This is a genomic window from Streptomyces sp. NPDC031466, assembly GCF_055581265.1.
The window spans coordinates 514,687-540,099 of sequence record NZ_JBVIJT010000005.1; the positions used below are offsets into that span (position 1 = coordinate 514,687).

Annotated in this window: 23 protein-coding genes; 8 read left to right on the top strand and 15 right to left on the bottom strand. The window is 71.5% G+C overall.

Annotation, left to right across the window (positions count from 1 at the left end; all coding sequences use genetic code 11):
• The first annotated feature begins 43 nt into the window (after positions 1 to 43).
• Together ACZ5GP_RS14370 and ACZ5GP_RS14375 are read left to right on the top strand one after the other, a co-directional pair.
• Positions 44 to 1,780, top strand: coding sequence for a GAF domain-containing sensor histidine kinase (locus ACZ5GP_RS14370; protein WP_468751132.1), 1,737 nt, complete (start codon positions 44 to 46; stop codon positions 1,778 to 1,780).
• Between the two features lie 159 nt (positions 1,781 to 1,939).
• Complete coding sequence (locus tag ACZ5GP_RS14375; protein ID WP_468751133.1) at positions 1,940 to 3,028, top strand: M23 family metallopeptidase; 1,089 nt, start codon at positions 1,940 to 1,942, stop codon at positions 3,026 to 3,028.
• Here the strand turns inward: ACZ5GP_RS14375 and ACZ5GP_RS14380 are convergent.
• On the bottom strand, positions 3,025 to 3,963 hold the full coding sequence (locus tag ACZ5GP_RS14380) for a Cof-type HAD-IIB family hydrolase (protein ID WP_468751134.1): 939 nt from the start codon (positions 3,961 to 3,963) through the stop codon (positions 3,025 to 3,027). The two genes, ACZ5GP_RS14375 and ACZ5GP_RS14380, sit on opposite strands and share 4 nt — an antisense overlap.
• A 197-nt stretch (positions 3,964 to 4,160) precedes the next feature.
• On the opposite strand from ACZ5GP_RS14380, the gene ACZ5GP_RS14385 reads away from it, so the two are divergent.
• Entirely contained in the window at positions 4,161 to 5,072 is a 912-nt protein-coding gene (locus ACZ5GP_RS14385; RefSeq protein WP_468751135.1) for an LLM class flavin-dependent oxidoreductase, read from the top strand.
• Between the two features lie 33 nt (positions 5,073 to 5,105).
• On the opposite strand, the gene ACZ5GP_RS14390 is transcribed toward ACZ5GP_RS14385, so the two are convergent.
• The 5 genes from ACZ5GP_RS14390 to ACZ5GP_RS14410 form a co-directional block, all read right to left on the bottom strand.
• Positions 5,106 to 5,585 carry a hypothetical protein gene (locus ACZ5GP_RS14390; protein ID WP_468751136.1) on the bottom strand — a complete coding sequence of 160 codons (480 nt, stop codon included), beginning with the start codon at positions 5,583 to 5,585 and terminating at the stop codon, positions 5,106 to 5,108.
• Between the two features lie 34 nt (positions 5,586 to 5,619).
• Positions 5,620 to 6,219, bottom strand: a complete 600-nt coding sequence (locus ACZ5GP_RS14395) for an RNA 2'-phosphotransferase (protein WP_468751281.1) — start codon at positions 6,217 to 6,219, stop codon at positions 5,620 to 5,622.
• A gap of 195 nt (positions 6,220 to 6,414) precedes the next feature.
• A complete protein-coding gene (locus ACZ5GP_RS14400; RefSeq protein WP_468751137.1) occupies positions 6,415 to 7,338 on the bottom strand; it encodes a MerR family transcriptional regulator in 924 nt (307 codons plus the stop codon).
• 201 nt (positions 7,339 to 7,539) lie between these two features.
• A complete protein-coding gene (locus tag ACZ5GP_RS14405) occupies positions 7,540 to 9,333 on the bottom strand; it encodes an SDR family oxidoreductase (RefSeq protein ID WP_468751138.1) in 1,794 nt (597 codons plus the stop codon).
• Entirely contained in the window at positions 9,330 to 10,181 is an 852-nt protein-coding gene (locus ACZ5GP_RS14410; protein WP_468751139.1) for a M24 family metallopeptidase, read from the bottom strand. Before ACZ5GP_RS14410 ends, ACZ5GP_RS14405 begins: the two co-directional genes overlap by 4 nt.
• A gap of 259 nt (positions 10,182 to 10,440) precedes the next feature.
• Here ACZ5GP_RS14410 and ACZ5GP_RS14415 point away from each other — a divergent pair, with 259 nt between their 5' ends.
• The 4 genes from ACZ5GP_RS14415 to ACZ5GP_RS14430 are packed head-to-tail and all read left to right on the top strand — an operon-like array spanning position 10,441 to position 13,989.
• Positions 10,441 to 11,469: an ABC transporter ATP-binding protein gene (locus ACZ5GP_RS14415; protein WP_468751282.1), complete on the top strand. Its 1,029-nt coding sequence runs from the start codon at positions 10,441 to 10,443 to the stop codon at positions 11,467 to 11,469.
• Positions 11,466 to 12,347 carry an ABC transporter permease gene (locus ACZ5GP_RS14420; protein WP_468751140.1) on the top strand — a complete coding sequence of 294 codons (882 nt, stop codon included), beginning with the start codon at positions 11,466 to 11,468 and terminating at the stop codon, positions 12,345 to 12,347. The genes ACZ5GP_RS14415 and ACZ5GP_RS14420 overlap by 4 nt, the downstream gene beginning before the upstream one ends.
• Positions 12,347 to 13,258, top strand: coding sequence for an ABC transporter ATP-binding protein (locus ACZ5GP_RS14425; RefSeq protein WP_468751141.1), 912 nt, complete (start codon positions 12,347 to 12,349; stop codon positions 13,256 to 13,258). The genes ACZ5GP_RS14420 and ACZ5GP_RS14425 overlap by 1 nt, the downstream gene beginning before the upstream one ends.
• An 11-nt stretch (positions 13,259 to 13,269) precedes the next feature.
• The gene (locus tag ACZ5GP_RS14430) at positions 13,270 to 13,989 is read left to right on the top strand and encodes an ABC transporter permease (protein WP_468751142.1); all 720 of its coding nucleotides are present in this window, start codon (positions 13,270 to 13,272) and stop codon (positions 13,987 to 13,989) included.
• Positions 13,990 to 14,119: 130 nt separating this feature from the next.
• Here ACZ5GP_RS14430 and ACZ5GP_RS14435 read toward each other — a convergent pair whose 3' ends face one another.
• The 9 genes from ACZ5GP_RS14435 to ACZ5GP_RS14475 all read right to left on the bottom strand — a co-directional run bounded on the left by ACZ5GP_RS14435 (position 14,120) and on the right by ACZ5GP_RS14475 (position 24,513).
• Positions 14,120 to 14,944: an HAD family hydrolase gene (locus ACZ5GP_RS14435; protein ID WP_468751143.1), complete on the bottom strand. Its 825-nt coding sequence runs from the start codon at positions 14,942 to 14,944 to the stop codon at positions 14,120 to 14,122.
• Positions 14,941 to 16,218 carry a serine--tRNA ligase gene (serS, locus tag ACZ5GP_RS14440; protein ID WP_468751144.1) on the bottom strand — a complete coding sequence of 426 codons (1,278 nt, stop codon included), beginning with the start codon at positions 16,216 to 16,218 and terminating at the stop codon, positions 14,941 to 14,943. Before serS ends, ACZ5GP_RS14435 begins: the two co-directional genes overlap by 4 nt.
• Positions 16,219 to 16,907: 689 nt before the next feature.
• A complete protein-coding gene (gene pheA, locus ACZ5GP_RS14445; protein WP_468751145.1) occupies positions 16,908 to 17,843 on the bottom strand; it encodes a prephenate dehydratase in 936 nt (311 codons plus the stop codon).
• Between the two features lie 142 nt (positions 17,844 to 17,985).
• The gene (gene efeB / locus ACZ5GP_RS14450) at positions 17,986 to 19,233 is read right to left on the bottom strand and encodes an iron uptake transporter deferrochelatase/peroxidase subunit (RefSeq protein WP_468751146.1); all 1,248 of its coding nucleotides are present in this window, start codon (positions 19,231 to 19,233) and stop codon (positions 17,986 to 17,988) included.
• A 32-nt stretch (positions 19,234 to 19,265) separates the two neighbouring features.
• Complete coding sequence (locus tag ACZ5GP_RS14455) at positions 19,266 to 21,212, bottom strand: copper resistance CopC/CopD family protein (RefSeq protein WP_468751147.1); 1,947 nt, start codon at positions 21,210 to 21,212, stop codon at positions 19,266 to 19,268.
• Between the two features lie 13 nt (positions 21,213 to 21,225).
• Positions 21,226 to 21,837 carry a copper chaperone PCu(A)C gene (locus tag ACZ5GP_RS14460; RefSeq protein ID WP_468751148.1) on the bottom strand — a complete coding sequence of 204 codons (612 nt, stop codon included), beginning with the start codon at positions 21,835 to 21,837 and terminating at the stop codon, positions 21,226 to 21,228.
• On the bottom strand, positions 21,834 to 22,580 hold the full coding sequence (locus ACZ5GP_RS14465) for an SCO family protein (RefSeq protein WP_468751149.1): 747 nt from the start codon (positions 22,578 to 22,580) through the stop codon (positions 21,834 to 21,836). Before ACZ5GP_RS14465 ends, ACZ5GP_RS14460 begins: the two co-directional genes overlap by 4 nt.
• Before the next feature lie 89 nt (positions 22,581 to 22,669).
• Positions 22,670 to 23,410: a YcnI family copper-binding membrane protein gene (locus tag ACZ5GP_RS14470; RefSeq protein ID WP_468751150.1), complete on the bottom strand. Its 741-nt coding sequence runs from the start codon at positions 23,408 to 23,410 to the stop codon at positions 22,670 to 22,672.
• 236 nt (positions 23,411 to 23,646) lie between these two features.
• Positions 23,647 to 24,513, bottom strand: a complete 867-nt coding sequence (locus ACZ5GP_RS14475) for a hypothetical protein (protein WP_468751151.1) — start codon at positions 24,511 to 24,513, stop codon at positions 23,647 to 23,649.
• Between the two features lie 332 nt (positions 24,514 to 24,845).
• Here ACZ5GP_RS14475 and ACZ5GP_RS14480 point away from each other — a divergent pair, with 332 nt between their 5' ends.
• Entirely contained in the window at positions 24,846 to 25,310 is a 465-nt protein-coding gene (locus ACZ5GP_RS14480) for an ATP-binding protein (protein WP_468751152.1), read from the top strand.
• Positions 25,311 to 25,413: the final 103 nt, after the last annotated feature.

Consider the following 25,413-nt stretch of genomic DNA (forward strand, 5'->3'; position numbering starts at 1 on the left):
CCTCGACTTTCCCCGGTAAATAGGACTTACTAGGCTCAAAGTCATGCCAGTACCTTCGGCCTCCGCCGATTCCCCGCTCCCCGACGGCACACCGGATCCGGCGGGTACGGCGGCGCGGGCGACCCGCGGCCTCCAGGGGCTCTCGCCCGAGCTGACCTCACGGGTGCCGCAGCTGCTCGAAGCCATGCGGTCGGTCGGTACCGGGCTCGAACTCCACACCACCCTGGACCGCATCTGCGAGACCGCCGCGGAACTGGCGGACGCGCGCTACGCCGCCATCGGCGTCGTCGCCGAGGACGGCAAGGGGCTCTCCGAGTTCGTCTACCACGGTATCGACGAGCGGACCGCCGAGCGGATCGGGCGGCTGCCGGACGGCCACAAGGGGCTGCTCGGTGCCCTCATCCACCAGCCGAGGACGCTGCGCCTCGCCGATCTCTCCGCCGACCCGCGCTCCTGCGGGTTCCCGGCCCACCACCCGCCGATGCGGACCTTCCTCGGCGTCCCCATCCGCGTCCAGGGGGAGATCTTCGGCAACCTCTATCTGACGGAGAAGCGGGACGGGGCCGAGTTCAACGACTACGACGTGCACATGGTGCGCGTCCTCGCCACGGAGGCCGGCATCGCCATCGGCAACGCCCGCCTCTACGAAGCCGCCAAGCAGCGCGAACGCTGGATCGACGGTTCGGTGGCGGTCACCACGGCCCTGCTCTCCGGCAGCGACGCCGAGGACGCCCTCGCCGTCGTCGCCGAACAGGCCAGGCACCTCGCGGACTCGGCGGCCGGGATCGTGCTGCTGCCCGACGAGGAGGGCGGCATGGAGGTCGTCGCCGTCTCCTCGGACGAGCCCACCGGGGCGCTCGGCCTGATCGTGCCTCCGGAGAGCCGCATCGTGGCGCAACTCCTCGAAGGGGAGGCCGTCTTCATCGACGACGCGGCCACCGACCCCCGGACGATGACCGACCTCGCGCGCCGCTACGGTCCGGTGATGATGCTGCCGCTGCACAGCGACGGCCGGGTCCTCGGGACGCTCGTGACGCCCCGCGCGCGGGGGGCGCGCCGGTTCAGCGAGGCCGAGCGGACGCTCGCCGCCCAGTTCGCCTCACAGGCCGCGCTCGCCCTGATGATGGCCGACGCGCAGCGGGACCGGGAGCGGCTCGCCGTGTACGAGGACCGCGACCGGATCGCCAGGGACCTGCACGACCTCGTCATCCAGCGCCTCTTCGCCACCGGGATGATGCTGGAGAGCGCCCAGCGCCGGTCCGTCGTGCCGGAGGTGCAGGTCGGCGTCGGGCGGGCCGTGGACGAACTGGACGTGACGATCCAGGAGATCCGCACCGCGATCTTCGCGCTCCAGCAGGGTCCGGCCGAGGCGCCGTCGGGGCTGCGCACGCGCGTGCTGCGCGAGATCAACATGGCCGCCGTCCCGCTCGGCTTCAAGCCCACCCACCACTTCGTCGGTCCCGTGGACACCGTGGTCGGCGAGCTGACCGGGAAGAACCTCATCGCGGCCCTGCGGGAGGCCCTCTCCAACGCCTTCCGGCACGCCCACGCCGCCCGCATCGACGTCGTCGTCGACTCGACGGTGCGGCTGCCCGACGGGCAGCAGGGCGTACGCCTGACGGTCGCCGACGACGGCGTGGGCATCGCCGAGGGCGGTCGGCGCAGCGGCCTGAAGAACCTCAAGCGGCGGGCCGAGTCACTGGGCGGCGACAGCTGGTACGGGGAGGGGATCGGCGAGGACGGCGGCGGTACGACGGTGGTGTGGCAGGCGCCGTACTGACGTCCGGGCCTGTCGCCGTATCGACGTAAGGGAAGCCCTGTGCGGGGGCGCTGTACGGCCGTTCGGGGCCATGCCGCTGGGCTGGACGGGGCAACCACGCCCCCCGAGTACACGAGTGGCGTAGGAGGTCCCGGGCCCCGCGGGGAAGCGATCGGTGACATGCGCCTGAGCCACCGTCGTCCGCGCCCGTGCCTTCCGCGCCGGCTCCTGAGTGTGTCGGTGCTGCTGTGCGCGCTGCTCGGGCTCGTGGTTCCGGCCGCGTCGCCTCCCGCCGCGGCCGCCGCCGTGACCACCGAGGGGTCGAGCGCCGGCGCCACCGTGGCGCGGCTCTACGAAGAGGCCGCCCGCGCGAGCGCCCACTACGAAGAAGGGCGTCGGGCGGCACGCCTCCAGAAGAGGAAAGTTCGGAAACTGGACCGACTTCTTGCCGCGCAACGGCGCCATGTCGCCGTGCTGTCCGAGGACCTCGGCCTGCTGGCCAGTGCCCAGTACCGCACGGGGGGCGGCCTCCCCTACGCCGCTGGGCTGCTCCTGGCCGACAGCCCCGACGCCCTGATGCGCGGCCGACAGGTCCTGTCGCAGGCCGACCTGGCGGTCAACAGCGCGGTCGCCGAGACGCAGCGGGCCGCCACCCGGCTCGCGGCCGCCAAGCGGAGGGCGGACCTGGCCAAGCGCGCGCTGCTCCGGCGCAGCGCCCGGCTGGCGAGGTTGAAGAGGGGCATCGAACGGAAGCTTGAGTCGGCTCAGAGGAGGATGCAGGGCCAGGCGGATCGGGCGGTCGCCGCAGGCAGGTGCCGAGGCGCCGTACGTCAGCATCTGCGTCAGCCGAAATCAGCCTCCGCGCGCGCGTGGGTGGCGCCCGTGAGGGAGTACGAACTCTCCGCGGGCTTCGACAGCACCGGCCGGCGCTGGGCCCACCGGCACACCGGGCAGGACTTCGCGGTCGGCATCGGGGCACCCGTGCGGTCGGTCGGCGCGGGCCGGGTGCACAGCGTGGCGTGCGGTGGCGCCTTCGGCATCGAGGTCGTCGTGCGGCACCGCGGCGGGTATTTCACGCAGTACGCGCATCTGGCGGCCGTCACGGTGGACGAGGGGGACAAGGTGCGCGCCGGCCAGTGGGTCGGACAGGCCGGCACCACCGGGAACTCCACCGGCCCGCATCTGCACTTCGAGACCCGGCTCACGCCGCGCTTCGGCTCGGGGGTCGATCCGCGGAAGTGGCTGGCGCGGCGAGGGGTCCGGATCTAGGACCGGTCCCGCTGCTTCAGGCGCTCCGCCAGGATCCGTTCGATCACGACCGCGACACCGTCGTCGTTGTTGGCGACGGTGCGCCCCGAGGCGGCGGCGATGACGTCCGGGTGGGCGTTGCCCATCGCGTACGACGTGCCCGCCCAGGTCAGCATCTCGATGTCGTTCGGCATGTCTCCGAAGGCGACGACCTCTGCGGGCGTGATGCCGCGCTCGGCACAGCACAGCGCCAGCGTGCTGGCCTTGGAGACGGTGGGGCCGCTGATCTCCAGCAGCGCGCTGGGGCTGGAGCGGGTGACCGTGGCCCGCTCCCCGATGGCCGCGCGGGCGGTCACCAGGAAGTCGTCGGGCTGGAGTTCGGGATGGAAGGCGAGGATCTTCAGGATGGGCTGTTCGGCGACGGCGGGGTCGCCGGGGTCCTCGGCCAGGAGCTTCTCCGCGGGCGCGACGCTTTCGCCGGGCTCCATGTGCAGCGGCGGATACGCCTCCTCGTGGTGCAGTCCGCCGGTCCGCTCGATCGCGAAGGCCGTACCCGGCGACGCGGCGCGCAGCCTACGGACGACGTCGAGGGCGCACGCCCGCTCCAGCGCGCGGACCTTGACGAAACGGTGGGCGCCGGGGCCGCCGTGCAGGTCGACCACCGCGGCGCCGTTGCCGCAGATGGCGAGGCCGTGGCCGTGGACATGGGCGCTGACCACATCCATCCAGCGGGCCGGGCGGCCGGTCACGAAGAAGACCTCGATGCCGGCCTCCTCGGCGGCGGCGAGCGCGGCGATCGTGCGGTCGGAGACCGACTTGTCGTCGCGCAGCAGCGTGCCGTCCAGGTCCGTCGCGATCAGCCGGGGCCGTGGCCGCGGCCCCGACGGCGCGGAGACGGCCGGGGTGTCCGGGGTGGGGACGGCCGGAGGCTGGGGCCCTGGGGTAGCTGAGGTCACACCGCCGATTGTCCCGCATATGCCCGCACGGGCGTGCGCGGGGGCGCACATCTGAGTGGACGTCGGCCGGACGCCGGCGCTGGTCGAGCCACAAGGGGGCCGCGGGCCGAGCCATGTCCTTACGGGGTCGGTGTCCGGGCGGGGCGGCGGGAAGGGGTCCATTCGGGGGCCGTCGGCGTCGCCGTAAGCTCTGAGGCATGAGCCTGCGCCTGAGCACCGTGATCCTGCCCGTACGCCGCTGGCACGAAGGCGGCCGCGACCAGTGGCTGCGCGCCGAGGAGCTGGGCTTCCACACCGCGTACACGTACGACCACCTCGCCTGGCGCTCCTTCCGCGACGGCCCGTGGTTCGGCGCGGTGCCCACTTTGACCGCCGCCGCGGCCGCCACCGAGCGGCTGCGCCTGGGCACGCTCGTGACGTCACCCAACTTCCGCCACCCGGTGACCCTCGCCAAGGAACTCATCTCGCTCGACGACATCTCCGGCGGGCGGATCACGCTCGGCATCGGCGCCGGCGGCAACGGCTTCGACGCCACGACCCTCCTCGCCGAGGGGCAGCAGCCCTGGACCCCGCGCGAGCGCGCCGACAGGTTCGGCGAATTCGTGCCGCTGCTCGACCGGCTGCTGACCGAGGACTCGGTGACGTACGAGGGGACCTTCTACTCGGCGACCGAGGCGCGCGACATCCCGGGCTGCGTCCAGCGGCCGCGACTGCCCTTCGCGGTGGCGGCGACCGGCCCGCGCGGTCTGCGGCTCGCCGCCCGGCACGGCCAGGCGTGGGTGACCACGGGCGACCCGAAGCTCTTCGAGAACGGCACGCCCGAGGAGTCCCGCGAGGCGCTCCGGGGGCAGATCGAGAGGCTCGGCAAGGCGTGCGCGGACCTCGGCCGGGACGTGGCCGAGCTGGACAAGATCATGCTCACCGGCTTCACGCCGGACCGCAACCGTCCCCTGGAGTCCGTCGACGCCTTCGTGGACTTCGCGGGCCGGCACAGGGACCTCGGCTTCACGGAGATCGTCGTCCACGCCCCGATCCCGGACTCGGACTTCGCCACCGACCAGGACGTCTTCGAGAAGATCGCGACCGAGGCGCTCTCCCAGCTGCGCTGAACCGCCCGCGCCGATTCACGGTGGCGTGCTCCCTCAGCGCACCCGGGAGCTGAGCCACGGCGTGAGCGTGCCGAAGGGGACGAACTCCTTGTACGTCTCGTCGCCGGGCAGCGGCACGACCAGTCGGTAGCCGGGCGGGAATCGCCTGCCCTTGACGTGGGCGAGGCCCCCTAGAACCGACCGCACGAACGCGGGCACCGCGTCACGCGGCACGTCGTGGTACTCGACGCCCTCCACCGTGATCAGGGTGTCGGCACCGCCGCCACCGTCGCCTTGGGCGCCGCCGTCGTCGGGATAGAGCCGCACCGAGATCCGGGGCGAGCCACCGAACTCGACGAACGCCTCGTGCGGCAGCGAACCGTCCGGATCCGCCGTCACGCCGATCCCGGCGGCGCTGCGCCGCGAGGTCTGATCGGCGCCGATGGCGTGGGAGACCTCGATCTCCCGGTCATGCTCGCGGGCCACCGCACGCAGGGCGGCGAGGGCGGCCTCGGTACTGGGCAGGTGCTCCATGCGACCGATCATGCCTGCCGGCCGCGGGCGCGGGTCAGCGGGGGCCGGGGAAGCGCAGGTAGCCGGGCGGGACGGCGGCCGTGAGCCAGACGCCGTTGCCGGTGACCTGGAAGACATGGCCGTCGCGGTGCATCGCGCCCGCGTCGACGGACAGGACGACGGGCCGTCCACGGCACGCCCCGACCCGCGTCGCGGTCTCGCGGTCGGACGAGAGGTGGACGGCGTGCCGGTTCATGGGCCGCAGCCCTTGCGCACGGATCTGCGACAGACGCGCGGCGACTGTGCCGTGGTGGAGGTACGCGGGCGGGGTCGCGGGCGGCAGACCGAGGTCGACGTCCACGGAGTGGCCCTGCTGGGCGCGTATCTGGCCGTCTCGGACCGCGAAGCGCTGTTTGTCGTTGACGGCCACCACGTGGTCCAGCTCGGCCCGGGTGAGAGGGAAGCGGTGTGCGGCGGTGGCGGTCAGGAGCGCGTCGATCTCGACCCAGCCGTTCTCGTCGAGGGCCAGCCCGATGCGGTCGGGCTGATGCCGCAGATGCTTCGACAAGTACTTGGAGATTCTCACGGTGCGCTGCTCATCCGGCGCGCGCTGCTCATTTGGCGTGTGCTGCTCATCCGGTGTGTGCTGCCTGATGCTCGCCGGGGAGGGTCGTCCTTCTTTCATTCCTTCAGCTTTCATTCCCTCAGCGTCGCGGGCAGGAGTTCTCCACGCACTCGATTTACGTCCACCGAGTTTTCATCAACGGATTCCGGCTTCCGGGTTTGATCCACAAGCAAGTCCGCTTATCCACAGGAAAGTTGACGGTTCTGTGGACAACGGGCGTGCGCACTAAGGCGTTTCGTCAATATTGCCCCTATTTGGGTCAGTTGTCGCCAATGCGTCCAACGTCCGTGCGGCGACCTCCCGTTCAGCGGCCGCCGCGACGAACGCCGCGGCATTGCTTTCGCCAACGAGCGCCCGCACAGCCCGCATTGTCGCGGCGGGCAGCGGCACCGGCTGCGGCTCCTCCGCACCCGCCACAGGACGCTCCGGGTCGAGATGTCGGCGCAAGTGCCGGACGGCGAACAGACGCATGGCGCGGGCGAGTTCGGCGTCGACGGATTGCTGGGCCAGTGGACGAAGGCGGCGCACGAGAGAGGCGGCCTCGGCGGCGTCCGACTCCGTCGGCGGATGCGGTCCGAGATATCGGGCGAAGACATGCTCCGTGGTGAACTCCAGGAAACGGGAGGCTATGTACTCGACCTGCCCCCTCAACTCCCGCAAATGGCCCGATATCGCCGACAACGGAACGCCCGCCGCGTGCAACTCCACCGCCACAGCCAGCTCTTGAGGGCTCGGCACCAAGAACTCGTCCTCGCTGCCCGGCACCGGTTCGAGCACCCCGAGGGCGACCGCGTCGGCCACCGCCGCCTCGTCCTGGACGCCACCGAACGCCGCCTCCAGCTCCGCGCGGGTGATCCGGTCGGCCTTCTCGTCCGTCCAGGGTCCGTCGACCTCCGCGGCCAGACCGAGCACCCCGCCCAGGCCCCGCCCGGTGTCCCAGGCCTCCAGCAGTTCCTTTATGGACGCCAGGGTGTACCCGCGGTCGAGCAGGTCGGCTATCTGCCGAAGCCGGGCCAGATGCCCTTCCCCGTACACGTTGGCCCGGCCGCGCCGCTCCGGGCGGGGCAGCAGCCCGCGGTCCTGATAGGCACGGATCGTGCGCACCGTCGCGCCGCTGTGGTGCGCCAGATCCTCGATGCGGTACTCCACGCTGACCGTCCTTCGTACTGCGTCGTGCCGGGCGGTGCCCGCCTGAATCTTCGGAGACCGCCCCGGTCGCCTCTGCCCCCCCCGCCGACCACCTCCGCGCCCTCTCCAGCCGAGGGCCGCCCTCCGCCAGGGAGTACCGCGAGCGGCCCGGCAGCTGGGGGATCGTGCCGGATCAAATAGGCCGCCCCCAGCCCCACCGGCTCACAGTGGCGGCTCCAGTCGCGCTATCGCGCGCAGGGCCCTCGGGGTGAAACGCGACATGAGGTGGGCGCCGCGGGCCTCGGGGGTGACCGGAACGACCGCCTGGTTCTTGACGACGGCGCGCAGGATCGCGTCGGCGACCTTCTCCGGCGGGTAGTTGCGCAGGCCGTAGAGCCGGGCGGTGCGCTTTTGGCGGCGCTTCTCCTCGCCGGCGTCCACCCCGACGAAGCGGGATGTCGACGTGATGTTCGTGTTGACGAAGCCCGGGCATATCGCGGAGACCCCGATGTCCTGCCCCGCCAGCTCCGCGCGCAGGCATTCGCTGAGCATCAGGACCGCCGCCTTGGACGTGCTGTAGGCGGGCAGCGCCTTTGACGGCTGGTAGGCCGCCGCGGAGGCGGTGTTGACGATGTGGCCGCCTTGGCCGCGCTCGGCCATCTGCTTGCCGAAGAGACGGCAGCCGTGGATGACGCCCCACAGATTGACGTCGAGGACCTTCTTCCAGTCCTCGGCGCTGGTGTCGAGAAAGGAGCCGGAGAGGCCGATGCCCGCGTTGTTCACCAGGACGTCCACGACGCCGTACTCCCTGGCGACCTTCTCGGCGAGCTTCTCCATGGCCTGCTCGTCGGAGACGTCGACCGTCTCGCCCCAGGCCTCACGGGCTCCGATCAGACGGGCCAGCTCCGCGGTGCGGGCGGCGCTCTCCTCGTCCCGGTCGACGGCCACCACGCGTGCGCCCGCCTCGGCGAAGGCGAAGGCGGTGGCCCGCCCGATGCCGCTTCCCGCGCCCGTGACCAGGACCAGCCGGTCACTGAACCGGTCGGCGTACTTGCCCGTGGCGGTGCTGTCCTTTCCGGGCAGCCCGTCCTCGTTGGCCGTCGCGAAGTCCGCGATCCACGCCGCCAGTTGGTCCGGACGCGTGCGCGGCACCCAGTGCTTGGCCGGCAGTGTGCGGCGGACCAGCCGCGGGGCCCACTGCTCCAGGTCGTCGTAGAGCCGCTCGGACAGGAAGGCGTCCCCGGAGGGTGTGATGAGCTGCACCGGCGCGTGCGCGTACGCGTCGGCGCGGGGCCTGCGCAGCCGCGCGCGGATGTTGTCGCGGTAGAGCCAGGCTCCGTGTACGGCGTCCTGGGGGAGCGACGGCGTCGGGTAGTCGCCGGCCGGGAGCTTCTCCACGCGCTGGAGGATCTTCGGCCAGCGCTTCCCCAGTGGTCCGCGCCAGGCCAGCTCGGGGAGGACGGGCGTGTGCAGCATGTACACGTACCAGGACTTGGCGCCCTGGCCGAGCAGCTGGGCGACCCGGCGCGGGGTCGGCCGTGCCACCCGCTTCTTGATCCAGTGCCCGAAGTGGTCGAGCGAGGGCCCGGACATCGAGGTGAAGGACGCGATCCGCCCCTCGGTCCGCTTGACCGTCACGAACTCCCAGGACTGCACCGAGCCCCAGTCGTGCCCGACCACATGCACCGGGCGGTCCGGGCTGACCGCGTCGACGACCGCGACGAAATCGTCGGTCAGCTTCTCCAGGGTGAAGCCGCCGCGCAACGGCCGCGGGGCCGTCGACCTGCCGTGGCCGCGCACGTCGTACAGCACGACGTGGAAGCGTCCGGCGAGGCGCTCGGCGACCTCGGTCCACACCTCCTTGGAATCCGGATAGCCGTGCACGAGCAGGACCGTGGGCCGCTCGGGGTCGCCCAGCTCGGCGACGCACAGCTCGATCCCGCCCGTGCGCACCCAGCGCTCGCGCGCGTCCTGCATCGTGTCGGTGCCTTTCCCGCTGCCCGCTCCGGTCGTCATACGGCGGCCCTCTCCTCGGCCCAGCGCCGCACATGCGGCAGATCGTCGTCCAGCCAGAAGGCGCTCTGTTCGGGATCCCTGGAGTCGGTGACGACGAGGATCTCCTCGAACTTCGCGCCCGTACCCCTGAACCCGAGGTGCGGTTCGACCGCCCAGAACCCCGCCCGGGGCGGGTGGTCGGAGAACTTGTAGGGCGACCACAGCGGGGACCAGCCCTCGCGGTGGCCGTGGAGCAGGTCGCTCGCCAGGCCCTTGAGCGACTGGGTGCCGAACCCGAAGAGGTGCGGGGACAGGCGGCGCTCCTTGACCCGGTCGACCTTGTGCGCGATGACTCCGAAGGGATAGGCGCGATGGCGGTTGGCATACCCCTGGCGGACCATGAGCCGGTCCACGTCCTCGTAGATCTCGCGCAGCGGGCGGCGCTCGCGGACCTCCCGCAGGATCAGCTCGCGGTGCGCCTCCAGATCGGCCAGCAGCTTGTCGTGGACGGGATTGAGGCCCAGACAGCCGGAGTACCCGATGTCGGCCGTGAAGCCCTTGTACACCGGGGCCATGTCGAGGATGAACGGCATCCCCGGCTCCAGCTCGCGGTGGGTGGGGAAGAACTGCAGCGGTATCCGGAAGTCCGTGAACGCCGTGCGGTCGCCGAACCAGGCGAAGGGCAGATGGAACCAGTCCCGCACGCCCCGCTCCCGCAGCCACTCGCGCTGCATCCGGGCGGCCTCGCGCTCCGTCACCCCCGGCCGGAGCTGGGCCGCGACCGCCTCGGCGCATTCATACGCCAGGGCCTGCACTTCCCTGAACCCCCGCAGTTCCGCCGGGAGTTCGCCTGCAACTGCTGAGGTCATGCCACCGTCCGTCCCGAGTCCGGTCCACCCGTGTCCGGCCCGTCGCCGTACGCGGTCGTAACTTGACACTGACGAATGTGACAATGAGCGGCGGCTGCGTCAATAGTTCCGTCCGACCCCGCGGGACAGGTCCGGGAGATCCCCCAGGGGTCGACCTCCGGACGACCCCTACGGGCCCGTAATACTCCAGGTTGACGGCGGGCCAGGCCCGTGGTCTGACGACGCGTGTGGCCTGCGCCACTACCTTCGAAGCGTGACTGTGATCGCGACCGAAAGCCTGAGCAAGCGGTTCCCCAGGGTGACCGCGCTTGACCGGCTCTCCATGGACATCGGGCCCGGTGTGACCGGACTCGTCGGGGCCAACGGAGCCGGCAAGTCCACACTGATCAAGATCCTGCTGGGTCTGTCCCCCGCCACGGAGGGCCGCGCCGCCGTGCTCGGTCTCGACGTCGCCACCAGCGGCGGCCAGATCCGCGAGCGCGTCGGGTACATGCCGGAGCACGACTGCCTGCCGCCCGACGTCTCGGCCACCGAGTTCGTCGTCCACATGGCGCGCATGTCCGGCCTGCCACCCACCGCGGCCCGCGAGCGCACCGCGGACACCCTGCGCCACGTCGGGCTCTACGAGGAGCGGTACCGCCCCATCGGCGGCTATTCGACGGGCATGAAACAGCGCGTCAAGCTCGCCCAGGCACTCGTCCACGACCCGCGACTGGTCTTCCTGGACGAGCCCACCAACGGTCTCGACCCGGTCGGGCGCGACGAGATGCTCGGCCTGATCCGCCGTGTCCACACCGACTTCGGCATCTCGGTCCTCGTCACCTCGCACCTCCTCGGCGAGCTGGAACGCACCTGCGACCACGTCGTCGTCATCGACGGCGGCAAGCTGCTGCGCTCCAGCTCCACCACCGACTTCACCCAGATCACCACGACCCTGGCCGTCGAGGTCACGGACACCGACGAACACCCCGACGGCACCCGGGCACTGCGCGACGCGCTGCGCGGGCGCGGCATCGGCACGGAGGCCGGCGGCGAACTGCCCGGCGCGGGGCACACGATCCTGCTCACCGCCGAGGGCGAGGAGACGTACGACCTCGTACGGGACCTCGTCGCCGGCCTCGGCCTCGGCCTGGTCCGCATGGAGCAGCGCAGGCACCACATCGCGGAGGTCTTCAAGGACGAGCCGCGCCAAGAGGCCGCCCCCGCGCGCGCGGGCGCCGCCCTCCCCGACCAGCAGCCCCGGCCCGCGGCCGCCACCGGCACAGCAGACAGGAGGCGGACGCGATGAGCACGGAGTCCACCCAGATCCACAACATCGGATACCGGAACTACGACGGCCCGCGCCTGGGCCGCGGCTACGCCCGTCGCTCGCTCTTCTCCCAGAGCCTGCGCGGCGCGTACGGCCTCGGGCGCTCCGCGAAGTCCAAGGTCCTGCCGATGATCCTCTTCGCGGTGATGTGCGTACCCGCGGCGATCATGGTGGCGGTCGCCGTGACCACCAAGGCCAAGGACCTCCCCGTCGACTACACGCGCTACGCGATCTTCCTGCAGGCCGTCATCAGTCTCTTCCTGGCCGCCCAGGCCCCGCAGACCGTCTCCCGCGACCTGCGCTTCAAGACGGTGCCGCTCTACTTCTCGCGGCCCATCGAGCGCGGGGACTACGTCCTCGCGAAGTTCGCCGCGATGTCCTCGGCCCTCTTCGTCCTCACGGCCGCGCCGCTGCTGGTGCTCTACGTAGGAGCCCTGCTCGCCAAGCTCGACTTCGCCGACCAGACGAAGGGCTTCGGTCAGGGCCTGGTCTCCGTGACACTGCTGTCCCTGCTCTTCTCCGGCATCGCACTGGTCATCTCCGCGGTCACACCGCGGCGCGGCTTCGGCATCGCCGCCGTCATCGCCGTCATGACCATCAGCTACGGAGCGGTCTCCACGGTCCAGGCCATCGCCTACGAACAGGGCAGCACCGGAGCCATCGCCTGGCTGGGACTGTTCTCGCCGATCACGCTCATCGACGGCGTGCAGAGCGCGTTCCTCGGCGCGACGTCCGCCTTCCCCGGCGGACAGGCCCCCTCGACGGGCATCGGCACCGTCTACGTAGTCGTCGTCCTCGGCCTCATCGCGGGCTGCTACGGCGCCATGATGCGCCGCTACCGAAAGGTCGGCCTCTGATGAGCACGATCACCATCGACCACACGTCCCGCTGGTTCGGCAACGTGGTGGCCGTCAACGACATCACCATGACCATCGGCCCGGGGGTCACCGGGCTCCTCGGTCCCAATGGCGCGGGCAAGTCGACGCTCATCAACATGATGGGCGGCTTCCTCGCCCCTTCCACGGGCAGCGTCACGCTCGACGGCAAGCCGATCTGGCGCAACGAACAGATCTACCGGGACATCGGCATCGTCCCCGAGCGTGAGGCGATGTACGACTTCCTCACCGGCCGCGAGTTCGTCGTCGCCAACGCCGAGTTGCACGGCCTGGACGAGCGGGCCGCCCAGAAGGCGCTCGCGACGGTCGAGATGGAGTACGCGCAGGACCGCAAGATCTCCACCTACAGCAAGGGCATGCGCCAGCGCGTGAAGATGGCGTCCGCCCTGGTCCACGACCCGTCCGTGCTGCTGCTCGACGAGCCGTTCAACGGCATGGACCCGCGCCAGCGCATGCAGCTGATGGGTCTCCTGCGCGCCATGGGTGACCAGGGCCGCACGGTCCTGTTCTCCTCGCACATCCTCGAAGAGGTCGAGCAACTGGCCTCGCACATCGAGGTGGTCGTCGCCGGCCGGCACGCGGCGAGCGGTGACTTCCGCAAGATCCGCCGCCTGATGACCGACCGGCCCCACCGCTATCTGATCCGTTCCAGCGACGACCGCGCCCTGGCCGCCGCCTTGATCGCCGATCCGTCGACGGCGGGCATCGAAGTGGACCTCAAGGAGGGCGCGTTGCGCGTCCAGGCGGTCGACTTCGGCCGGTTCACGGCGCTGCTGCCGCGTGTCGCCCGTGACCACGGCATCCGGCTCCTGACGGTCTCGCCCTCGGACGAGTCCCTCGAATCGGTCTTCTCCTACCTCGTCGCGGCCTGAAAGGGAGCATCGTGTACGACCCCACTGTGGCCCGGCTCACCTACCGTGCCCTGCTCGGCCGGCGCCGGGCACTCATCCTCTTCGCCCTGCCCGTCCTGCTGGTCGTCATCGCCGTCGCGGTGCGCGCGCTCAACGGCGCCGACGACCAGGTGGCCGTCGACCTCCTCGGCGGTTTCGCGCTCGCCACGATGGTGCCGATCATCGGTGTCATCGCCGGTACGGGGGCCATCGGACCCGAGATCGACGACGGCTCGGTGGTCTATCTGCTGTCCAAGCCGGTCAAGCGGCCCACGATCATCTTCACCAAGTTGATCATCGCCATCGCCGTGACCATGGCCTTCTCCGCGATCCCCACCTTCGTCGCGGGGATGATCCTCAACGGCAACGGTCAGCAGATCGCCGTGGCGTACACGATCGCGGCACTGGTCGCCTCCATCACGTACGCCGCCCTCTTCCTGCTCCTCGGCACGGTCACCCGGCATGCCGTGATCCTCGGGCTCGTCTACGCCCTGGTGTGGGAGGCGCTCTTCGGGACGCTGGTCGCGGGGGCGCGCACGCTCAGCGTCCAGCAGTGGTCGCTGGCCGTGGCCCAGAAGGTCGGTGAGGGGGACCTGATCACCAGCGACATCGGCCTGCCGGCGGCGACGGTCCTGCTGGTCGCCGTCACGGTCGCCGCGACCTGGTACGCGGGTCAGCGGCTGCGGTCGCTGACGCTGGCCGGGGAGGAGTAGCCGTCGGGGTCCCGCTCGCGAGAAGCGGAACCCCGGGCCACGAGGCCCCGCGCAGCCGCCCGGCGCCCCAGGGCCTCTCTTCCGGATCTTGCCGGGCTCGCGGCGTCCGGCCTGATCCGAAAGGGAGGCCTTAGCCCAGCAGGCGTTCCAGGACCACCGCGATGCCGTCCGCCTCGTTCGAGGTCGTCACCTCGTCCGCCACCGCCTTCAGCTCCTCGTGGGCGTTGGCCATGGCCACGCCGTGGGCCGCCCAGCCGAACATCGGGATGTCGTTCGGCATGTCGCCGAAGGCGATCGTGTCGGCGGCCTTGGCGCCCAGGCGGCGGGCCGCCAGGGACAGGCCGGTGGCCTTGGAGAGGCCGAGCGGGAGCAGTTCGACGACGCCTTCACCCGCCATGGTCACGCCGACCAGATCGCCCGCCACCTGGCGCGCCACCTCCGTCAGGGCGTCGTCGTCGAGGCCGGGGTGCTGGATGTAGACCTTGTTCAGCGGGGCGGCCCACAGGTCGGCGACGTCCGTGAAGGGGAGGCTCGGCAGGAGCCCGCTCTGGACCGCGTACCCCGGGCCGACCAGGACCTCGCCGGCGATGCCGTCACGGCTCGCGGCCAGGGCGAGCGGGCCGATCTCCGCCTCGATCTTCGCCAGGGCCAGGCCCGCCAGCTGCCGGTCGAGCGTCACCGAGGTGAGCAGCCGGTGCTCGCCCGCGTGGTAGACCTGCGCGCCCTGTCCGCACACCGCTATGCCGTCGTATCCGAGGTCGTCGAGGATGTGCCGGGTCCACGGCACGGCCCGACCGGTGACGACGATGTGCGCGGCGCCCGCCGCGCTGGCCGCGGTGAGCGCCTCGCGCGTGCGGTCCGAGACCGTGCCGTCGGGGCGCAGCAGCGTCCCGTCGAGGTCGGTGGCGACCAGCTTGTACGGGAAGGACGGGGTGACCGGAGCTGGCTGGCTCACTTGGCGATGGGCTCCAGGATCTCTCGGCCCCCGAGGTACGGGCGCAGCACCTCGGGCACGACCACGGAGCCGTCGGCCTGCTGGTGGTTCTCCAGGAGGGCCACGATCGTGCGCGGGACGGCGCACAGCGTGCCGTTCAGGGTCGCGAGCGGCTGGACCTTCTTGCCGTCGCGCATGCGCACGGACAGGCGGCGGGCCTGGAAGCCGTCGCAGTTCGAGGCGGAGGTCAGCTCGCGGTACTTGCCCTGGGTGGGGATCCACGCCTCGCAGTCGAACTTGCGCGAGGCCGAGGCACCGAGGTCACCGGTCGCCACGTCGATCACCTGGAAGGGCAGTCCGAGGCCGGTCAGCCACTGCTTCTCCCACTCCAGGAGGCGCTTGTGCTCGTTCTCCGCGTCGGCCGGGTCGACGTACGAGAACATCTCGACCTTGTCGAACTGGTGGACGCGGAAGATGCCGCGGGTGTCCTTGCCGTACGTGCCGGCCTCGCGGCGGTAGCAGGGCGAGAAGCCCGCGTACCGCAGGGGCAGCTTGTCGGCGTCCAGGATCTCGTCCATGTGGTACGCCGCGAGGGGGACCTCGGAGGTGCCGACCAGGTAGTAGTCGTCCTTCTCCAGGTGGTACACGTTCTCCGCGGCCTGGCCGAGGAAGCCCGTGCCCTCCATCGCGCGCGGGCGCACCAGCGACGGGGTCAGCATGGGGATGAACCCGGCCTCGGTCGCCTGGGCGATCGCGGCGTTGACCAGGGCCAGCTCCAGGAGGGCGCCGACGCCGGTGAGGTAGTAGAAGCGCGATCCGGAGACCTTGGCGCCGCGCTCGACGTCGATCGCGCCGAGCAGCTCGCCGAGCTCCAGGTGGTCCTTCGGCTCGAAGCCCTCGGCGGCGAAGTCGCGCGGGGTGCCGAAGCGGTCGAGGACGACGAAGTCCTCCTCGCCGCCGATGGGGACGTCCGGGTGGACGATGTTCCCCAGCTGGCGCAGGAGCCGCTTGGTCTCCTCGTCCGCCTCGTCCTGGGCGGCGTCGGCCGCCTTGACGGCGGCGGACAGCTCGCCGGCCTTCTTCAGGAGCTCCTGCTTCTCCTCGGGCGAAGCCTTGGGGATCAGCTTGCCGAGCGCCTTCTGCTCGGAGCGCAGCTCGTCGAAGCGGACGCCCGACGACCGGCGCCGCTCGTCGGCGGAGAGCAGGGCGTCGACGAGCGCGACGTCCTCTCCACGGGCGCGCTGGGAGGCGCGAACACGGTCGGGGTCCTCACGGAGCAGGCGAAGGTCAATCACCCCTCCAGGCTACCGTTGTGCGGTTCCGGCCTACGACTCGATATGCTTTTGCGGGCTTTTGCCTGTTTTGCCGGACTGAATTCGCGGGGGCGCGAGGGCGGGGGCAGCGGCAATGCCGACGAAAGATCACCGGAGGCGTCGCGGTCGGAGCGGCCGAAAAAGCCCCTCCTGTACGAACGTCGGCGGCCGGTCAATAAAACGGGCGCCCCTCCCCGAAACGGGGCAGAGTGCGCTCGGTCCCTTGACTCGAACTCCTTGTGCGGAGCGGGACTTGGGCCCGGCGTCCGCTTCGGTTGTCCACAGGAATGGTTACTTCCTAAGAGTTATCCACAGGGTGTGCGAAAGATCTGTGGATGCCGGAAGAAGTCGTTCCGTTAGCCGTGGGCGTACCGAATGGATCTCTTCCCCATCCGACTCTCCACCACTTTCGAGTGGAAATGGTTCGCTCCAAAGAGTTGATCAATGGAAAAGAGTGGACGAGGGGTGACGTGCGGGGCTGGGGACGGGGTCGGGCGCTCTGCACCGATTTGTCGACCATGTCGCGCTTCGTTGTCGACTTGTCCCCAGGTCGAGATGCGAGCCTGTGGATAACTTCTGTGGACAACGAAAATCTGCAGGTAGGAATGGCGCGCGGAGCCGGTACCGGGACAGCGAAGGACCACTTTCGGCGGGCCGAAGACCTTCGGTGGCTAGAAACGACCGTCCTGGCAGCGTGCCAGCCAGTCCCAGGCCGCCAGGAACTCCTCGTCCGACGTCCCGGGCCGCAGGGTCGGTCCATCCGCCGAGGCCATCCCGGCCCGCGGATAGGAGCCGAGGAAGCGCACCTGCGGGCAGATCCGCTTGAGGCCCATCAGCGCCTCGCCGACCCGGCGGTCCGTGATGTGCCCCTCGGCGTCAACGGAGAAGCAGTAGTTGCCGATGCCCTGGCCGGTGGGGCGCGATTCGATCCGCATGAGGTTGACGCCGCGCACGGCGAACTCCTGGAGCAGTTCGAGCAGCGCGCCCGGGTGGTCGTCCCCCAGCCAGATGACGACGGAGGTCTTGTCGGCGCCGGTCGGCGCGGCCGGGCGGGCCGGACGGCCGACCAGGACGAAACGGGTCTCGGCGTTCGCCGCGTCGTGGATCTCGCTGACGAGCGGTTCGAGGCCGTAGGTGGCCGCCGCGAACTCGCCCGCGAAGGCGGCGTCGAAGCGGCCCTCCTGGACCAGCCGCGCCCCGTCGGCGTTCGAGGCCGCCGACTCCCACCGGGCGTCCGGGAGGTGGGCGGCCAGCCAGTTGCGCACCTGCGGCTGGGCCACGGGGTGGCCGGTCACCGTCTTGATGTCCGTCAGCTCCGTGCCGGGCCGCACGAGCAGCGCGAAGGTGATCGGCAGGACCACCTCGCGGTAGATCATCAGGGGCTCGCCCTTGGCGAGTTCGTCGACGGTGGTGGTGACACCGCCCTCGACGGAGTTCTCGATCGGCACGAGCGCCGCCGCGGCCTGGCCGCCGCGGACCGCGTCCAGCGCGGCCGGCACGGACACCATCGGGACGAGTTCCCGGGCGGCCGCTTCGGGCAGCGTACGGAGGGCGGCCTCGGTGAAGGTGCCCTCGGGGCCGAGGTAGGTGTAGCGCGTCGCCGACATACCGTCACCCTAATGGGCCGGACGTGGCACGGCTCCCGTGTCTCACCAAGCGGCGCGGCCCTCACCTGAGCCCCAGGAGCCCCACGACAGCGACCCGTCCGGCCACCGCTCCCCCGCCCGGCAGCGGCCCCATGTGCCGCCGCTACCCCTCCAGCAGCCGCTGCCCCACGTACTCGCCCTTCGCCGCCCCGCCCGGCACCGCGAAGAGTCCGCTGGCCTCGTGGCGGATGAAGTCCGACAGGGCGTCCCCCCGGTCGAGCTTGCGCTGCACCGGCACGAAACCGCGCAGCGGGTCGGCCTGCCAGCAGACGAAGAGCAGCCCCGCGTCCGGCTCGCCGTGCGCGTCGAAGCCGTCGTGGTAGGAGAACGGCCTGCGCAGCATGGCGGCACCGCCGTTCTGGTCGGGCCGCGTGATGCGGGCGTGCGCGTTGAGCGGGATGACGACCTTGCCGTCGGGGCCCGTCTTCTCCAGGTCCGGCTCGGTCGTCTCGGTGCCGCCGGTCAGCGGCGAGCCGTCCGACTTGTGCCGCCCGATCACCGCCTCCTGCGCCTTGTGGCCGAGCTTCTCCCAGTCGTCGAGGAGCATCCGGATACGGCGTACGACGGCGTAGGAACCGTCGGCCATCCAGGCCGGGTCACCGTCGGCGGGCACGAAGATCCGCTCGGCGAAGTCCTTCTCCGAGGGCTTCGGATTGTTCGTGCCGTCGACCTGGCCCATGAGGTTGCGGGCCGTCATCGGCCGTGCCGTGGCGCCCGGCGAGCGGTTGAAGCCGTTCATCTGCCAGCGCACGCGTGCGGCCCCGGCCGACTCCCGCTGGATCGCGCGCAGCGCGTGGAAGGCGACGAGCGGGTCGTTCGCGCCGATCTGCACCCACAGATCGCCGTTGCTGCGCGCCTTGTCGAGGTGGTCCGAGGAGAAGTCGGGCAGGGGGTCCAGAGCGGCCGGACGCTCCTTCTTCAGGCCTGTGCGGGAAAAGAAGGAGGCGCCGAAACCGAAGGTGACGGAGAGCGCGGAGGGGCCCGCGTCCCGGGCGACCGCGGTGTCCTCGGCGCCGAGCGGTTCGCCCGCCATCAGCCGCTCGGCCGCGGCCGACCAGCGGCGCAGCAGGGCGGCCGCCTCCTTGCGGCCCGCGCCCGCCGTCAGATCGAAGGCGACGAGATGGCCGCGGGACTGCAGGGGCGTGGTGATGCCGGGCTGATGTTTCCCGTGAAACATCACCTCGTCCGCGCCCAGCGAGGCGAGGGCGGCCTGCGCTCCGCCGGTTGCCCCCGCCGCGTCGGAGGAGGGCGCCGCGGCGTACCCGACCGCGCCGCCCGCGGCGCCGAGCGCGAGGCCGGTCGCGCCGGCGGTGCCGAGGAGCCGTCGTCTGGAAATGCCGTTGTCCGTCATGCCGCCGAGATTCCGTTGTCCGTCATGTCACTTCAGCCGATCTGCGCGTTCTTCTTCACGGTGACCTGGTCGATGTCGGAGGTCCGCACCGTCACCGCGACCTTCCAGTCGCCCGCCATGGGGATCTGCACCCCGCTCGCACTCCAGTGTCCGGTGGCGAGGTGGTCCGGGGTGACGGGCAGCGGGCCGACGTCCTTCGCCTCCAGGGTGAAGGAGACCTTCACCTCGGGGACGTCGAAGGCGCTGCCGTTGGGCCGCTTCACATAGACGTGCAGGTCGTTGCCGCCGGTGCGGCCCGGGTCCAGTTCCAGGCGCACGGTGCCCCTGCCGTCCTGGCCACCGGTGTCGAAGGGCACGTCGAGCGTGAGCGGGCCCGAGCGCTGTGCGGCCGCCGCGGCGGTGGCCTGGGCGGCCTCCTCCTCGGTGCGGCCGGGTTCGGTGGTCGTCAGGACCGTCGTGACGGCCAGCAGGACGACGGCGACGCCCGCCTCCGTGAGCACCGAGCGGCGCAGTCCGGAGCGGTGCGGGTCGGCGTCGCGGGCGCGCTTCTCGCGCGCGGCGGCCATGGCGGCGCGCTGGCGCGCGAGCTGGGCGGAGCGCTCCGAGTCCTCCGGGCCACCGGCCCCGGAGGACGCCGGCACGGTGACCGGCGTCTTGCGGGGCTTGCCCGCCGGCTTCTTCTGGGCACACTGCTCGACGTCCGGGACGGCCGCGGCCTGCGGCACGACGCCGCCCCTCCCCGAGGGGACGCCGCCCGCCGCGGAGGTGATGCGGCCGGTCCAGCGCCGCGAGACGGCGGCGAGACCCACCAGGACGACGACCAGGCCGACCTTGACGAGGAGCAGCTGCCCGTACGCCGTACCGGTCAGCGCCGACCACGAACCGATCTGGCGCCACGACTGGTAGAGCCCGGTCGCGGCCAGGACGACGACGCTCACGAACGCCACGCGCGAGAAGCGTCGCACGGCCGCGGCCTCCACCGAGGGTGTGCGGTACAGCGCGACGACGAGCGCGGCGAGCCCGCCGAGCCAGGCGGCGACGGCCAGCAGGTGCAGCACGTCGACGGGCATCGCGATGCCCGCCTGGATGCCGGTCGATGCGTGCTCGGCCATCGCCCAGGTCGCCGCGATGCCGAGGGCGACGACGGTGCCGCCGATGGCGAGCCCGAAGGCGAGGTCCTTCTTCTCCTTCGGGCCCTCGCGCTTGTCGTACGCCCCGAAGAGCACCGCGATGAACAGCGCGGCGGCGGCGAGCAGCAGCAGCCGCGAGACCAGGGCCGCGCCGGTCTTGGTGTTGAGCACGTCGCCGAGCGCGTCCATGTCGAAGGCGTCGGCGAGCTTGCCCGAGCTGGTGTAGGGGGCGCGCAGCAGGAGCAGGACGAGCGTGGCGCCGGTCAGCGTGAGCCAGCCGTAGGTCACGAGCCGCTGGACGGGCCGCGCGCCCGCGCCGCGCGGCCAGCAGCCGAGTACGAAGGCGGCGCCCCCCACGACCAGGATGAACCCGGCGTAGGAGAAGTAGCGCGCGATGTCGTAGAGCACCCCGACGAGGCCGCCGCCCGCCTCCTGGTCGGGCAGGGCGACCTTGGTCTGGGAGGGCGCGCCGATGGAGAAGGTGAAGGCGCCGGCGACCGGGTGGCTGTCGGCGGAGACCACCTGGTAGGCGACGGTGAAGGTGCCGTCGGGCAGGCCGGGGCGCAGTTTCACGCCGTACGTATTGGCACCCAGATCGGTGGTCCTGCCGGTGTCGACACGCTTGCCGGCCGGGTCGAGGACCCGCACCGAACCGTCCGACATGGCGACCTTCTCCGAGAAGGTGAGCTTCACCTGGGCGGGCGCCTTGTCGACCACCGCTCCCCGCTTCGGGTCGCTGCCGGTCAGCGCGGCGTGCGCGGAGGCCGGCGCGGCACCGGCGAGGAAGGCGCCGGTCGCGGCGACGAGCACGAGAAGAAGCCGCCAGAAGCGGGGAGCGTTGGTCTGCATCAGCGATCCGTCCTCAGTGCGACGAGTGCGACGAGTGCGACGAGTGCGTCGAGTGCGTCGAGTACGACGTGTGCGTCATGTGCGTGTCGTGCGAGGCGTTCGAGCCCTCGTGCTGCCCGGGGCGGTACGTGGCCTCCTTGACCGGCACCTCGATCGTGATCGGGTCGGACTTCTGGAAGCGCAGGGTCAGCGAGACCCGTTCGCCGCGCTTCAGCTTCCGCTTGAGGTTTTCGAGCATCAGGTGGTTGCCGCCGCCGGCGAGTTCGAGCTTGCCGCCCGCCGGTACCTCGAAGGACTTCTGCTCCTTCATCGCGCCGCCCTCGGTGCTGTGCAGCGTGATGGAGCCCGCGATGTCGCTCGTGACGGAGGTGAGCCTGTCGGCGCCGCCCTTGTTCGTGAGCGTGAAGTAGCCGGCCGCCATGTCGGCCATGGTGGGCTCGGGGATGTACGCCCCGCCGAGCCGCAGGTCGGGCTTCTTCGCGGCGGCCGAGGAGGCCGCGGAGTCCTTGGACCCCGACCCCGAGCCGTCGCCGCACCCCGCGAGGGCGAGCGCCGCGGTGAGCGCCAGGGCGCCGGCCGCGAGCGCGCGAGGGCGGAGGGTGGTGCGGGTGGTGCGGTGGTTCACGGGGTCTCTCCCTTGATGAGCTTGGGGAGGTCCTTGGTGTAGTCGGCGGCGGTGGCGCCCTCGCCGTACAGGACGTATCCGCCGTCGGTCTTCGGCGAGAAGGCGATGACCTTCGTGCCGTGCATCGAGACGATCTTGCCGTTCTTGTCCTTCTTCGGCGGCTCGATGCTGATGCCGAGCCGGCGCGCACCGGCCTGGATGGTGGCGAAATCGCCGGTCAGGCCGGTGAAGTCGCCGTCCACGCCCTTCAGCCACTTGCCCAGTTCGGCGGGGGTGTCGCGCTTGGGGTCGGTGGTGACGAAGACGACCTTCAGCTTGTCCTGCTCGGCCTTGGGCAGGGCCTTCTTGGCGACCGCGATGTTGTTCATCGTCAGCGGGCAGATGTCGGGGCAGTGCGTGTAGCCGAAGTACACCAGCGTCGGCCTGCCCTTGGTCTCCTCGCGCAGGTCGTACTTCTTGCCGTGGGTGTCGGTCAGGACGAGGTCAGGCTTCTCGAACTCCTTGTCCAGGACCGTCGCCACCTTGCCCGAGTCGGCGCCGGTGGAGACGTCGACGACGGGCTTCTTGCTGCCCTCGCTGTCGCCGTCGCCACCGCAGGCGGTCAGGGTGAGCGCGGACGCGGCCAGGAGGGCGACGGCGGCGAGCGCCCTCCGCCCACCCTTACTGCCGACGATCCCGCCGGTCTCACGGCTCGGGGTGCTGTGGTTGTTGCTCATGATGCTCTCGGAGCTCTTCGTGCGCATACGGAAATGTCCCAGATGTGAGGGGCCGGGGTGCGCCGGGGCGGGCGTTCGCCGCCGCGGCGCACCCCGTGTGGATGGCCGGCGGAGGGTCAGCCGGCGACGCGGCGGCGCATGGCGAGGACGCCGAACGCGACACCCGCGGCGCCCACGACGATGCCGACGACACCGAGGACCCGGGCGGTGGTGTCACTGCTGTCGGAGGACTCCGCGGCGGTGCTCTCGCTCGTGCCGCCCTGCTCGCTCTTGTCGTCCGACTTCGCGGCGCCGCCGCCGTGGTGGTCGTCGGACGCGGCGGTCAGCCGGAGGGTGGGCGCGGGGTGCTCCGGCTCCTCCTGGCCCTTTTGCTGCGGCTCGATCCAGCGGACGACTTCCTTGTTGTCGTACGTCTGGACGGCCTTGAAGACCAGCTCGTCGGTGTCCTCGGGCAGCTGGCCCATGGAGAGGGGGAACTTCTGGAACGAGCCGGGCTGGATGCCCTTGCCGTCGGCGGTCCAGGTGACCTTGGTGACGGCCTCGTCGATCTTCTCGCCGTGCATCTCCAGCGGCTTGTCGAGCTTGGACTTGGTGACCTTGACGGTCCAGCCCGGGACGGCCTGCGTCATCACGGAGGCGAGCGGGTGGTCGCCGGGGAGGGAGACCTCCAGCTTGGTGGTCGCGGCGTCGTCCATCTCGTTCGGCACCTTGAAGTTGACCGTCGCGTAGCCGCCCTTGGCGGCCTCACCCTCCGGGGAGACGCTGACGTGCGCGAACGCGGGTGCGGACAGGACGAGAACGGCGGATGCGGCGGACGCGGCGACGGCGCCGACGGCGGCGGCACGGGACATCTTCATGAAGGAAACACTCCACTTCTGGCAGGGCGAGGAGTACGGGACGGCTCGCGGCCCGGGCCGACGGCCCGGGGTCCGGCGTCCTGTACTCAGTACGAGGGGGATGCGCGCGGCTCGGTTGGCGGCACGCGCGCGTGCGTGCCGAGCGACCCCTCCGTACCTCTGGTGGAGTACGTGTCCGAAAGGGATACGTCTCCGGAAGGGGCACGTCTGCGTGCCCCCGGGTGGAGTGCGTCGCGTCAGGCAGCGAGCGCGAGGTGGCGCACGCCCGCCGGCGGACCGCGTCGGATGACCGCGTCCTCCAGGGTGACCGTGCGCGGCTTCGGCGGCGCGAGCAGCGCGGTACGCGAAACCGGCGGTCCCGCCGTCTCGGGCGCACCGGGCAGACCGGCCCGCAGGGCGCGTACGAGCGTGAGGGCCGAGCGCAGAGAACGTACGAGCGCCGCCTCGGCGACCCCCTGCGCCCCTTGGGCGAGCCGGAGCAGCCGGAGCAGGGCGAGATCCCCGCGGCGCAGCAGCCACCCGGCGGCGAGGGCCGCCAGGAGGTGGGCGACGACCATCGGCGCCGACGGCAGCAGCGCCATGGCGTCCATCGATCCGGTCGGCGCCATCGAGCCCGAGGCGGCCGATTCCATGGCGCCCGCCGCGGCGGACCCGTGGTGGTGCGCGGCCGAATGGGCGGCGCCGCCGCCCGGGATGACCCCGGCGGTGCTGAGTATCCGCTGGGCCTCGGCGGGCGTGATGGTCGCGGCGCCGGCCCCGCAGACCAGCCGTGCGGCCCGCTCCACCAAGGCGGCGTCGCCGCCCGTCGGCGCGGCGGCGGCCATGCCGTGCTGGCCGAGGCCGAACAGGGCGTGCAGCCCGAGCTGACCCGCCGCGAGGAGCGCCGCGATGCCGGGCAGCGAACGCGTCCGCCCGGCGAGCGGCAGCACCACCGCGAGGACGGCGACGAAGGCCGCGCCGAGCGTCCACAGCGGGACGGCGGCGCAGGAGGCGAGCACATGGCCCCCGGCGGACAGCACGACACAGACCGCGGCGAACATCGCGGCCCTGAGCAGCCGGAGATCGACGCCGTCACGCGGCGGGCGCTGGCGGGGGGCAGTCATGGCGGGGCCATCATCGCACTGGGCACACCCGAGGCGTACGGCAGGTCCGGAAGGTCCCGTTCCGGACGATGGGCACGCCTGTGTCCCTTCAGGAGGCCCGACGGGGCGTACGCGCGTGGCAGAAGGGAAGTACTGGGGTGCGGGGGAGTGCTGGGACGCCCGGTGAGCGGGCAGGGAGGCCGTTCGCGAGCCGCCGAGGGGTGGCCGTCCTACACCAGCCGCGCACGCCGCGCGTCCGCCGTATGGGCGGCATCACGCCCGCAGAGCGCTTATTCACGCGACCCCGCGGCAATACGTATCGGTATGTCGAGCCGCAGCCAGGAGGCTGGAGCATGAGCATCTGGTGGTCTCTCCATTTGCGGCGCGAAGCTGCGAGTGTTCCGCTCGCCCGCCGCCTGCTGATCGGCACGATGGAGACCGCGGGCGTGGATCCCGACGTCTCCTTCGACCTGTCGGTCGCTCTCAGCGAGGCCTGCGCCAACGCCGTGGAGCACGGCGGTGCGAGCGCCGCCGGCGGGACGGCCGGCGCGTACCGGGTCACGGCCTATCTGGACGGCGAGAAGTGCCGCATCGAGGTGGCCGACTCGGGTCCCGGCTTCCCCGGATCGCCGCGCGGCTGTCCGCCGCCCCGGCCGCCCGCCGCGGAGACGGACGAGCACGGCCGGGGCCTTCGCATCATCAGGGAACTCGCCGACCACGTGCACCTCGACAACAAGCCGGGCCGGGGCGGCGCGGTGATCAGTTTCGACAAGCTGCTGAAGTGGCGCGAGGGCGCGCCCGCCCTCCTGACGGCCTGACCGCCCCTGCCGCGCCTGCCCCCGCTGCCGGCGCCCCAAAGGCGACGGCCGGACCCCACGGAGACCCGCGGTGCCCGGCCATCGGCACGGATCGCTCTCGCCC